This is a genomic window from Desulfitobacterium sp. PCE1, from assembly GCF_000384015.1.
Classification (GTDB): domain Bacteria; phylum Bacillota; class Desulfitobacteriia; order Desulfitobacteriales; family Desulfitobacteriaceae; genus Desulfitobacterium; species Desulfitobacterium dehalogenans.
The window spans coordinates 3,666,047-3,678,524 of the sequence record NZ_KB913023.1; the positions used below are offsets into that span (position 1 = coordinate 3,666,047).

Consider the following 12,478-nt stretch of genomic DNA (forward strand, 5'->3'; position numbering starts at 1 on the left):
AGCGATTAGATTCCTCCGCGCAGCTTATGGAGTGAACGCCCAAAGCAAAATCCTGGAGGCAACTTCTCAACTAGCAACCCCATGCACCAAGCAAAGCAAAGACATGCTAACCTAATCAGAAATCAGCATGCCTTCACTTTCATCTCACTATTCGCCCCGCTTAAAGCTCCTCAAAGGAACACCAACCGAGCCTTACGCCTCTTTCAACTCCACCAGGCGAACCCTCAATGCAGCGATCCGCCCATTGATCCCTTCCAGCTTCTCCCGCTCCTTAGCAACGACTTGCTCCGGCGCTTTCGCTACAAAGCCCTGGCTGTTGAGCTTTCCTTCCAAACGACTTTGCTCTTGCTGGGCCTGGGCAATTTCCTTTTCAACCCGGGCGATTTCTTTGTCCAGATCCAATAGTCCGCGCAAGGGAAGATAAACTTCTACTCCCTCAAGAACAGCACTGGCAGCCTGAGCAGGCTTGACTTCCAGACTTGGGACTACATCCACAGTAGAACCACCTGCTAACAGCCGAATACTTTCCCGGCCTAATTCCAGAACCTCAAAAGCAGCCTTCTCAGGTGCGACCAAGATGATTTCGGCTTTTTTACCCGGCTGAACACTCATCTCCGCCCGGATATTCCGAACCGCTTTGATCACATCCATAATTTGGTTCATCTGTTTCTCAATGTCATCCTCCCGATAGCCTTCTACCTTTGGCCAGGACTGGATCATAATGCTCTCCCCTGAGGTAGGAAGATTGTGCCAGATTTCCTCCGTGATGAAGGGCATATAGGGATGGAGCAGTCTCATGGTACCTTCCAGAACTTCCAGAAGTATGGATTGAACCGTATGACGGGCTTCTGGGTGCTCCTTATCATAGAGGCGGCCTTTAGCCAGTTCAATATACCAATCACAGAACTCATTCCAAATAAACTCATAGAGAAGACGGGCTGCTTCACCCAGATCAAACTGTTCTAAGGCCTCCGTTACTTCGCCTACAGTCTTTTCATAACGGGAAAGAATCCAGCGGTCCTCAAGTTTCAGCTGGCCACGGGGGCTTTCCTCATAATCCTGAAGATTTAGAAGAACAAAACGAGAAGCATTCCAAATCTTATTAGCAAAGTTCCGGGTCGCCTCCAAGCGTTCCGGATGAAAACGCAAATCATTGCCCGGAGTGTTGCCTGTAATCAGCATGAAACGCAGGGTATCCGCACCGTATTGGTCAATGACCTCCAGAGGGTCCACCCCATTGCCTAAGGATTTGCTCATCTTCCTGCCTTGAGCATCTAGAACCAGGCCATGAATCATGACTTTTTGGAAAGGCACATCCTTCATAAATTCCAGACCCATGAAGACCATGCGGGCAACCCAGAAAAAGATGATGTCCCGTCCGGTTACGAGAACGGAAGTGGGATAGAACTGCTTAAGCTCGGGAGTTTTCTCTGGCCACCCCATGGTTGAGAAAGGCCATAACCCTGAAGAGAACCAAGTATCCAAAACATCGGGATCCTGAACAATATGCTTGGATCCACATTGCGGGCAGGTCTCTGGATCTTCTTTAGCACAAATCTCCGCCCCGCAATCTTCACAGTACCAGACAGGAATCCGATGCCCCCACCAAAGCTGACGAGATATACACCAATCCCGGATATTTTCCAGCCAACCCAGATAGATTTTGGCAAAACGCTCGGGCACGAATTCCATGATCCCTTCCCGTACCACTTCCATAGCCGGTTTGGCCAAGGGTTCCATCTTAACAAACCATTGTTTGCTGACCATGGGCTCCACCACCGTGGAGCAGCGATAGCATTCCCCTACGGCATGCTGATGGCTGTCTACCTTGACCAGCACACCCTGTGCCTCAAGATCCTTGACAATCTCTTTCCGGGCAGCATAGCGTTCCATTCCTTTATATTTGCCGGCCTGTTCATTCATCTTGGCTTCCCGATCCATGACGGCGATGGAAGGAAGCTGATGACGCAAGCCCATTTCAAAGTCGTTAGGGTCATGGGCCGGCGTGATCTTTACCGCACCCGTCCCAAATTCCCGATCCACATAGTCATCGGCAATAATGGGAATTTCCCGGTTAGCCAAAGGCAGGATGATGGTTTTGCCCAGGAGATGCCGATATCTCTCATCCTCCGGATGAACTGCCACCGCAGTATCTCCCAGCATGGTTTCCGGACGTGTGGTGGCTACGACTAAATACTCGTCACTGTCTTTAATAGGATAGCGAAGGTGCCAAAGATGTCCTTCTCGATTCACATGCTCCACTTCAATATCAGAAATAGTGGTATGGCAATGAGGACACCAGTTGACGATATAATTCCCCCGGTATATCAAGCCCTTATGATAAAGATCCACGAAGACTTCACGTACAGCCTTAGAGCATCCTTCATCCATAGTAAACCGCTCCCGCGACCAATCACAGGAGGCACCCAGCCGGCGAAGCTGCTGAGTAATTCGTCCTCCATATTCTTTCTTCCAGTCCCACACCCTATCCAGGAATTTTTCACGGCCAAGGGCATGCCGGTTGGTCCCTTCCTTGGCCAGCTGTTCTTCCACCTTTGCCTGAGTGGCAATACCCGCATGGTCCGTACCAGGAAGCCATAAGGTATCGTAGCCCTGCATTCGTTTGAAACGGGTAAGGATATCCTGAATAGTACTATCGATGGCATGTCCAAGATGAAGGGCCCCAGTTACATTCGGCGGGGGCATGACGATACTAAAAGGCTTCTTCGTATTATCCACGTCCGCGTGGAAATACCCTTTCTCCTCCCAATAGGGATACCATTTTCCCTCAACCCGACTTGGATCATATACCTTTTCCATTTTGAAATCCTCCGACATGTGTAAGCGCTCCTTTCAAATATACAGACTCCCGAAGACACTGCCGCCCCACCGGTTGCCACGGTTGAAGACAGACTATCCCACTTATTCCTTAGCAGCATTCATAGCCATACAACCAAAAAAGCCCTTCATCCCATAAAGGACGAAAGACTCGCGGTACCACCTTTTTTCAAGAAGCCCTGCCTTCCAAGCAAAGTTCTTGCACTTTAATGCTATAACGGGCAAACCGTCAAGGACTACTCTGTTCATCCTTGCCCCTCCTGTACGACCCAAGTCTCCAAGCGGAAAAGACTCTCAGCAAGTGTCTTTCTCTCTGAACCGTTGGTTAACTTTTCCTCACACTCTTAGGGTTTCATTACACTCAATTATAATATAATTTATTATATCCATCAGAAGCACTCATGTCAAAGGAAACCCCAAAAGTACGGCGTTCGCGCTTGTCTCACAGCTAAGATTATACATCTTAAAACTCTCCGGATGCACTCTGCATCACGAATCAGATACCTATGTGCTAAAAGTCATTAACTATTAACAAAACCAGTACTCCACAATTACAAAAACCTATGATACAATAGAGACGATTAAATTTTCCAATAATTCCAATCCACTTTTTTCCTTTCTCTTTTCTATAACCTCCCTGTATACTAATAGTGAAAGAATCCTACATCTTCTCAATTCCTTTCATATCATTTTTGGCAGTACCTTCGGCACTTGTATTTTATTGTAATAATTCCTGAATTTTTCGTGGCAAAATTCATGTAAAGGAGGCATTAAATGAACAGTTTTTTAGACAGAATAAGCGAGTTCTTCTTTAAGCATTCCAGCATAGTACGCTGGTGGTTTAACTTATCCGTATCGGCAAAGCTCAGCCTGGCCTTCGGCATTAATGCTTTGATTACTCTTTTAGCCGGCGGGGTTGTGTACTTTATGGTTAAGACAGGGGCCAACCTGGAGCAAAACATCACTATATATCTAGTTCTACTTGTTATAGCAGGACTTATAATCTTTGTTTACGGACTTTACATATCTTACTTAATAGCAACTCCACTACGCCACGGTGTACAATTCGCTGAAAAAATGGCTCAAGGAGACCTTACTGCAACCCTATACAGCATGGGACAGGAAGATGAACTGGGGGCCCTCTGTAAATCTCTGAATCAAATGGCTGAGAATTTTCGTTCCTTGGTCGGAGACATCACCCATAGCGCCGACGTTTTTGCCGAATCTTCTCAGGTTCTGTCCACTCAATCGGGAGGGACCAGTGAATCAGCTCAACTAGTTTCATCCTCCATCCATCAAGTGGCATCCGGATCTCAGACACAAGCCAATAGCGTCCAAAATATCATGAGCTCCATCCAATCCATGGCCCATGGCATTCGTCAGATTGAAGAGCATATTAATCTTGCGGATCAATCTTCAAGACAGTCTTTACAGCTTGCTCAGGACGGAGATACCGCCATGACCATGGTCAATCTTCAGATGGGACATATTCACGACTCTGTGGATAACACAGGACAGATCATCACCGCCCTTGGTGAAAAATCCACCGTCATAGGCTCCATCGTGGAAACTATCAAAGCCATATCGGATCAAACCAACCTTTTAGCACTGAATGCAGCCATCGAGGCTGCACGGGCCGGAGAACACGGTCGGGGCTTCAGTGTTGTCGCTGAAGAGGTTCGGAAGCTAGCTGAACAATCCACCCTATCCAGTGCCCAAATCGAAACCATCATTTTCGATATCAAGACCAGCCTTGACGAAGCTATCACCAGTATGAATTCGGAAAAAGAAGTGGTTCAAAGCGGAGCCAATGCCATTCAAAATGCACAACAGGCCTTCACACGGATTAAGGAAAGCACTCAAATCCTGAGTGAGCAGATCCAAGAGATTTCTGCCCTATCCAGTGGCATAACTCAAAGTTCAGATATCATCGCCCATGAGGTAACCCAAGTTGCCGCTATCTGTCAAGAGACCACCGCTCAGACAGAGGAAGTAGCCAGCAGCAGCTCTGAGCAAATGCTAGCCATGCAAGAGATCAACGCTTCTGCTCAAGAACTTTCAAAGACGGCTCAAGAGCTCCAACATGCAGCTCGCAAATTCATCCTAAATTAACACCAAAGACTAACTGAGACAAGGGATCCCTTGTCTCAGTTTTTTATTTTGCTCACCACGCTCTTGGAACTCCGGTTATCTCTGCTGTCCAATCATCCAACGCCACCAGATCATTAGGCCCAAGATCATGTATGGACTTCTTACCCAGAGCCCTGACTCCCTCTTCCATCTCAAGCATAAACGACTGAATAACATTCACTACACTTTGAGCAGCTAAATCCACATTCAATTGTTCCTTATATTTGGAGTTATAATAAACAAGCTGTGTCAAAGGCTCCCAAGGCATAACTTTGCCGATTTGTCTATGCACCAACGCAAACAATGGGACTGTGCCCAGGTTGACAGCATCTGCACCTAAAGCAATCGCCTTCAAGCATTTACCCGGAGTATCATATCCTCCTGATGCAATCAGGCTGACCTCCCCCCTTACCCCCTGCTCCATAAGATAGCGTTGAGCCCGTACAAGATTGTAAATACTGGGCATACCAAAATCGTCGGTGATCGTAGGAGAAGACGCCGCAGTCCCACCTTGCGCCCCACCGATACAAATCACATCAAAGCCGGCCTCAATAGCTACAGCCAGATCCGCCTCCAATCTTCCTCCACCCATAATTTTGATTCCGATGGGTTTACCACCGACCTCATTGCGCAGTTCCTGAACATAGCGCGGCCAATCCGACGGAGAGCTAATCCCCGGCAGATTGGCATATCCCTTTAGGGAAGCAACCGGTGATACTTTCATGAGCTTCTGAGCTTTTCCCTTGATTTCCTGGGGAGACAGGGTATGAGCTCCGAGTCGTGAACCTTGACCCATTTGCACCTCAATCATATCTGCTTCAGCTATCCCCTGGGGATTTCTGCCGTAGTCATAGCGGCTTATCTGCCAAATGAATTTACCCGCAGCCTTTCTTTCCTCAACAAGAAAGGGACCTTCTCCGGAATTGGTGGCTGTGCCACACTCATTAGCCGCTTTAGCCAAAGCAACTTTTGCCTCTTCACTTAAGGCGACACCATAGCCCATTCCCCCAATTAACAAAGGAATGGACAAATGCATAGGTTTTTCCGCCCTGGGTCCCAGGGTAACCGCCGAATCAATGGGAACATCGCTTTCCACAGGCAGTCTGACCAATTGAGCCGGTATAAACATTAGGTTATCAAAATTATTATAGGGTTTAGGACTTCCCAGAGGACGGCCGATCAATTTTCCTTCCTCCGCTCTAAGAGCGATTTCAAGGATATTTTGGACTGATGTCCTCCGCACAGCGCTCCAGAGTTCCATAAGATTCTCAGAATATTTGTCCTCCATCAAACGCCTAACGATGAGGTCAAAAATTCTCTGCACCCCAGTTCGAAAAAAACGCTTTCCTAAGAAGAAAAAAATAAATCCTAAAAGCAGCCAACCTAAAAAGCTGACCGCTAGCCCAAGGGTAAAAAAGAAAAGGGTATTTTCCACAAGACCATTCCTCTACTCATGCCGGTACTCCATCTCAAAGACTATCCTTACCGCACAGTTTCTAATAATCTATAGTTTATTACCCTTGTCAGATTCTATACTAAAGAACCTCTTCTTCCCACCATGCTTTACGGCAACTGGAAGAAGATTTATTTTTTTCTCCCCGCAGCCAATCTTCCCACTCATCCTCATCTGAACCGGCTTCCCTGTCAAAGCTTAATCCTAGCTGTTTGGGAAGTTTGCCTTTCCTACTCCGCTCTTGCTCCTCTTCCCACAAATCCATATCCGGTTTTTGCTTTTCTCCCCATCGACTCTCTTTCCTGGCTCTATTCCCCTTGACAATCGGTTCCTCATAAGACGCCTCCCAATCTTCCCCAAGCAAATCATCCCAATCATTTCCATGGTCATCCTCATCTCTATAAGTCCGGGAATAATCATAAGAGCCTCTGTAAATCTCACCGCTGCTATAAGCTCCTCTGCTGCTGTAACTATTACCCCATGAAGATACATTCGGGTTCCTCCAACCGGCCGGGCGAGAGGACTTACCTCCACTGCCCGCTCCGAAAGCACCCGAAAGAATACCGATCAACCCTCCTTCAGCCAATACCTGAATAACTCCCCAGGCCCTTAACTCCAAAAAAAGGGCCACCAAAATCACGCAAAACAAGACATACCCTAAACCAGAAACTCCGCCAAGGACCCATTGTCCACTTTCTCTTCCCGTCACATATCCTGCAGCGATACAGCTTGCTACCAATCCAATGTCCACCAAAGTCCCTGTGGATAATCCACCGACCTCCAGGGCTGTCCAAATCAACCCCGCAAATAAAGTTATAACGGTCACACCCAGAGCGGCACTAATTCCTTTGAGAATCGAATTGCCCATGAGCCTTTCGCTCCCTTCTCTTCGTTTACATCATATCTATGATGGACCTGTCCTCTTTATACCTGAATACACCATCAAGAGAAATTATTGGTGTTTTTTGTCATCAACTTTTTCTCCCATCCAATCCTCCTTAAGAATATAGTGATTAACAGAAAGGGGGAATCTCCATGGACTATACCCGTTATGTTGTACAACCTGGGGACAGTATCTATAAAATCGCTAATGCCTATAAAATCGAAATGTCCGATATCATCAATCTCAACCATCTTAAACATCCTGATCGCATCTATCCCGGTCAAGTCCTTCTACTCCCCACTTATGAGTTTAAGGATACAGTGCCTGGAGAAATATCTGAGCCCAACTTTACTTATGCTATGTGGTTATTCGATATCTATGCCGGAAAAGATTCTGAACTCTCGGCAGTTACGACTTACCTATATCAAGCTGCCATCCTAGATCGGCCCGAGTTTGATGAGCTCCTACGCCCCATTGCCTATGACGAACTCCGCCACCTTGAGCAGTTGGCTTGGTGCATTCGCTTTTTAGGGGTGGATCCCCGTTATGGATCCTTCAGCAAAGGACGTTGGTTTGACTGGCGTTCCCGTTATCTTAATTACTCCACAGAGCTTTGTGATATTCTAGACTATAACATGAAGGACGAAGCTGCTGCCGTAAAGCATTACACAGATTTGGCACGAAAAATCCCCCTGCCTGAAATCCAAACTATCCTCCTTCAATTAGCTGCGGACGAAGAACGCCACTATCAGTGTTTAGCCCAAGCAAAAATGCAGTTCTGCGGGTGTGAGTCTTCACAAACCCTTCCCTTCAATGAAGGGGGAAGCGGAGAAGCGTTATGATAAAGAGTAAATAAAACCCGCCTCCCATCATAAGATGGAGAGGACAAAGCGTACCCCGCCGACGCAAGGTGGTGTAGATAAACAATCCAGAACCAAGGGCCAGGATGGCGCTCCATAAAGCTAAAGGCTCCAGCTGCCAGGTTGTTAAGGCAATACCTAAGGCTGGAATAGTGGAGCTTTGAAAAACCATGGCTCCGGTGATATTTCCTAAGGCCAAAGTATCTTTTCCTCTCTTTAACCAGATGACACTATTAAATTTCTCAGGCAGCTCAGTAGCGACAGGAGTAATGATTAAGGATAGCACAAGGGCAGGAATTCCCGTAGCTTGAGCAACCGATTGAACCGCATCCACAAAAGCATGAGCCCCTGCCACCATCCCTGAAAGGGCAAACATCAGTTGGGTTAAAATAATGACCAGGGAAGGGTTCGTCTTGCGTTGGGCAAAGTAAAGAGGTGCCAAATGGCCGTGGTCTTCAGTTCCGAGACTGTTGCGCACAGTTTTTATGACATAGCTGATATAAAGCAGAAGTAAAAGGGCGGCTACAGCAAGCTTCAGCTCTCTGGCGGGCAAGAAAGAGGCGAATATAGCCAAACTATAGACCAAAAGAAAAAAAGAAAGATCCCGTTTAATAACCGCTGTATTAATGAACAAGGGCTTGTTATTACGTCGAAAAATAAGAACCGCTGCACCTGAAATGAAAAAAGCCAGGGTGATCAACATGAAAGGAGCACCTAAAATGGCTCCGATACCCACTTCAGCAGCATCTCCTCCTCCCATTCCCAAAAAAGCGATGATGGGAACCATAGTCTCCGGCAAAGCAGTCCCTACAGCAGCCAGCACACTCCCTACCGCCCCTGCCCCGAGATGGAGACGTTTTCCCAACCACTCCACACCATTGGTAAACACTTCGGCCGACATTAAGATAATCCCCAGACCGATTAATAACATCACTAAATCACTCAAAAGGCTTCCGCTCCTTACATACGCTTTTGGGATTACCGTGGAGGGTAATCGATCCCAATAATGTATATTCGGAGAGAAGCCTTCTCATTATCAATAACACTCATATACTATAAAACATTTTTAGATATCTTGTTGCCGGTCTTCTGCCTCGTCATACTCTTCTGTTCCATCATCCATAGAGAGAATCTCTTCGACTGCTTCATGAAGCTCAGGAACTCCCAGGCCTGTCTCAGCAGAGTAGGTAATGATCATATGCCAATCAGGAATATGCAACGCTTTAGCAATTTGACTTAGGTGCTTTCCCCATTGTCCTTTGGAGATTTTGTCCGCTTTGGTGGCCACCACGAGCACCGGAATACCCCGATTCCGTAAAAATGCATGCATCTCCTGATCTTCAACACTGGGGACGTGACGAATATCCACCACTTGAATTACGGCTCTCAGATTCTCCCGTCGGGAGAAGTACTCTTCCATCATCTTGCCCCAATTCGCTTTGATTTCTTTGGAGACTTTGGCATATCCGTACCCCGGTAAATCCACAAAGGACCACTCATCATTGATGCGGTAAAAATTAAGCATTTGGGTCTTGCCCGGAGTGTTCCCCGTACGAGCGAGATTCCTCCGGTTGATAAATTTATTGATCAATGAAGACTTGCCCACATTAGAGCGACCTGCTAAAGCAATCTCAGGTCCGGTCAACTCCGGGTACCCTTTAATATCCACTGCAGAAGTAACAAATTCCGCCTTGCGAATAGTAATCACACACATACTCCTTCCGGGACCAAGGGGTCAGGTCAAAAGGTCCCGCTTTATATTCACACACAACAGCAGTCAGGGAAATGAGACAAGGGCTCACTCCCTTGTCCCACCCTTTACGCCTTATAATTTTTATCAATTTTTCTTTGTGACCTTAGATAAAACAAGGCCTCAATCTCTCCCCATGCTCCACACTAGGAGATAGGGCGGTCCTCAGGAGTAGGGTCGGGAGGAATATCTCCCTGCCCAAACATCGGGAAGCGATTCATGGAGCTTAAGTATTCTTCAGATTCCGCTACCGGGAGAAGGGCGATCTTGATAACATCCTCCATCCGACTGACAAAATGGAATTCCAGCTCCTTGCGCACATTTTCCGGGACTTCTTCTAAGTCCTTGCTATTTTGCTCAGGCAAGATAACCTGTTTGATTCCTGCCCGGTGAGCGGCAAGAACTTTTTCCTTCACTCCACCGATAGGGAGAACATTGCCCCTCAGGGTGATTTCACCGGTCATGGCTAAATCGGAAGGCACTGCTCGTTTGGCTAAAGCTGAAGCCATAGCCGTAGCCATTGTAATTCCTGCGGATGGACCATCCTTAGGAATCGCTCCTTCAGGAACGTGAATATGAAGATCGGTCTTTTCATAGAAATCATCCGGAATACCCAGCTCGCGGGAATGGGAGCGGACAAAGGTCCGGCCTGCATAAGCCGATTCCTTCATCACATCCCCTAGCTTACCGGTTAAGGTCAGCTGACCTTTTCCGGGCAGAGGAATCACCTCGATGGTTAAAACATCTCCGCCCACTTCCGTATAGGCCAGCCCTGTGGCTGCGCCAATTTCCGGTTTAAGCCTGGCTTTTTCGAACTGATAACGGGATGCTCCCAGAAGCTCTTCCAGTATCTCCTCCGTCAGTTCCACCGCCTTCCATTCCTTTTTCACGACCCGGGTCGCTACTTTACGGCACAGGTTGGCGATTTGACGCTCAAGGTTACGCACTCCCGATTCCCGCGTATAGCCTTGAACAATCTTTAAGATAACCCTGTCACTAAGCTCAAGTTGGCTAGCTTTTAAGCCGTGGGCTTTCATCTGCTTAGGTACAAGATATCGTTTGGCGATGTTGACCTTCTCATCCTCTGTATAACCACTTAAGGAGATAACCTCCATCCGGTCCAAAAGGGGCCTGGGAATAGTATATAAAGAATTGGCCGTCATGATAAACAAAGTATGAGATAAATCATAAGGTAAATCCAAATAATGATCGGAGAAACTGAAATTCTGCTCAGGGTCTAGAACCTCCAGCAATGCCGCCGCCGGATCGCCCCGGAAATCCGAAGCCATCTTATCGATTTCGTCCAGCAGAAAGACTGGATTGGCAGTCCCCGCCGTTCTCATTCCCTGAATAATCCGTCCGGGAAGAGCACCAATATAAGTCCGTCTGTGTCCACGAATCTCTGCTTCATCCCGGACACCGCCCAAAGACATACGCACAAATTTCCGATCCAAAGCACGGGCTACGGATTTAGCCAGGGAAGTTTTCCCTACTCCCGGCGGTCCCACAAAACAAATAATTGGGCTTTTCATCTTGGGCGTCAGCTTGCGAATGGCTAAGAACTCGAGAATCCGCTCCTTGATCTTTTCCAGACCATAATGGTCCTCATTCAGTATTTTTTCCGCCCGCTTAATATCTGTTTTATCCTTGCTCATGTTCGTCCAGGGAAGAGCCAGAATCCAATCCAAATAGGTACGTACTACTGTCCCTTCCGAGGAAGCCTGGGGCATTTTTTCCAGTCGATCGATTTCCTTTAAAGCCCGCTCTTCCACTTCTTCCGGAAGCTTGGCCTGAGCGACCTTTTCCCGGTATTCCTCGACTTCGGCCTGCTTTTCATCCTTATCTCCCAATTCCTTCTGAATAGCCTTCATCTGCTCCCGGAGATAGTATTCCTTCTGAGTTTTTTCCATCTGCTTGCGCACCCGCAGACCAATGCGGCGCTCCAGTTCCAGAATCTCATTTTCCCGCATGATGATTTCTGCCAATCGCTCCAGCCGTTCAGCAACCTCCAGAGATTCCAGGATAGCCTGCTTATCTCCCAGCTTAAGATTCAGATGGCTTGCCACAATATCCGCCAAACGCCCAGGATCATTGACCCCCAGAACCGTTCCCAGAGTTTCCTGGGGAACTTTTTTACTGAGCTTGGCATACTCTTCAAACTGGTGTATCACCCCATGGGTCAGAGCATCGATTTCCGGGGTGATCTCTTGGACCCCCTCTTCCGCTTCTTCGACCCGAACTTTAAAATAAGGTTCATCCGTTATGAACTCAAGAATTTTTCCCCGGTTCTTTCCTTCCACGAGGATACGCATGGTTCCCCCAGGTAGCTTCAAAAGCTGCTTAATCTCAGCTAAAGTACCGATGGTATGGATGTCGTCAGGATTAGGAGAATCAATCTCAGTCTCTTTCTGAGCAGACAACAAAATGAGCCGCTCATCCATCATGGCTTGTTCAATGGCTGCCATAGACCGCTCCCGCCCCACATCTAAATGAATGACCATATATGGAAAGACTAAAATCCCCCTCAAGGGGAGCAATGGTAATTCTCTCTCTTTGCTCATATA

The 12,478-nt window shown here is 47.4% G+C and carries 8 protein-coding genes and 1 other annotated feature; of the genes, 2 read left to right on the forward strand and 6 right to left on the reverse strand.

Annotated features, from left to right (window positions below; all coding sequences use genetic code 11):
* Positions 1–192: 192 nt before the first annotated feature.
* On the reverse strand, positions 193–2,838 hold the full coding sequence (locus tag DESPCE1_RS0118270; protein WP_019851270.1) for a valine--tRNA ligase: 2,646 nt from the start codon (positions 2,836–2,838) through the stop codon (positions 193–195).
* Between the two features lie 135 nt (positions 2,839–2,973).
* Positions 2,974–3,193, reverse strand: a binding site (T-box leader).
* A 419-nt stretch (positions 3,194–3,612) separates the two neighbouring features.
* On the opposite strand from DESPCE1_RS0118270, the gene DESPCE1_RS0118280 reads away from it, so the two are divergent.
* Positions 3,613–4,950 (forward strand): methyl-accepting chemotaxis protein, encoded by a 1,338-nt coding sequence (locus tag DESPCE1_RS0118280; RefSeq protein ID WP_014795481.1) that lies wholly within the window; start codon positions 3,613–3,615, stop codon positions 4,948–4,950.
* A gap of 52 nt (positions 4,951–5,002) precedes the next feature.
* Here the strand turns inward: DESPCE1_RS0118280 and DESPCE1_RS0118285 are convergent, their stop codons facing one another.
* The gene (locus tag DESPCE1_RS0118285) at positions 5,003–6,403 is read right to left on the reverse strand and encodes an FMN-binding glutamate synthase family protein (protein ID WP_014795482.1); all 1,401 of its coding nucleotides are present in this window, start codon (positions 6,401–6,403) and stop codon (positions 5,003–5,005) included.
* Positions 6,404–6,503: 100 nt separating this feature from the next.
* A complete protein-coding gene (locus DESPCE1_RS0118290; protein ID WP_014795483.1) occupies positions 6,504–7,289 on the reverse strand; it encodes a TIGR04086 family membrane protein in 786 nt (261 codons plus the stop codon).
* Positions 7,290–7,456: 167 nt separating this feature from the next.
* Between DESPCE1_RS0118290 and DESPCE1_RS0118295 the strand changes: the two genes are divergently transcribed.
* Complete coding sequence (locus DESPCE1_RS0118295; protein WP_014795484.1) at positions 7,457–8,146, forward strand: LysM peptidoglycan-binding domain-containing protein; 690 nt, start codon at positions 7,457–7,459, stop codon at positions 8,144–8,146.
* Here DESPCE1_RS0118295 and DESPCE1_RS0118300 read toward each other — a convergent pair.
* The 3 genes from DESPCE1_RS0118300 to lon all read right to left on the reverse strand — a co-directional run bounded on the left by DESPCE1_RS0118300 (position 8,115) and on the right by lon (position 12,475).
* A complete protein-coding gene (locus DESPCE1_RS0118300) occupies positions 8,115–9,110 on the reverse strand; it encodes a sodium:calcium antiporter (protein WP_014795485.1) in 996 nt (331 codons plus the stop codon). The two genes, DESPCE1_RS0118295 and DESPCE1_RS0118300, sit on opposite strands and share 32 nt — an antisense overlap.
* Positions 9,111–9,230: 120 nt before the next feature.
* Positions 9,231–9,872, reverse strand: coding sequence for a ribosome biogenesis GTP-binding protein YihA/YsxC (gene yihA, locus DESPCE1_RS0118305; protein WP_014795486.1), 642 nt, complete (start codon positions 9,870–9,872; stop codon positions 9,231–9,233).
* Positions 9,873–10,060: 188 nt separating this feature from the next.
* On the reverse strand, positions 10,061–12,475 hold the full coding sequence (lon, locus tag DESPCE1_RS0118310) for an endopeptidase La (RefSeq protein ID WP_019851272.1): 2,415 nt from the start codon (positions 12,473–12,475) through the stop codon (positions 10,061–10,063).
* Positions 12,476–12,478: the final 3 nt, after the last annotated feature.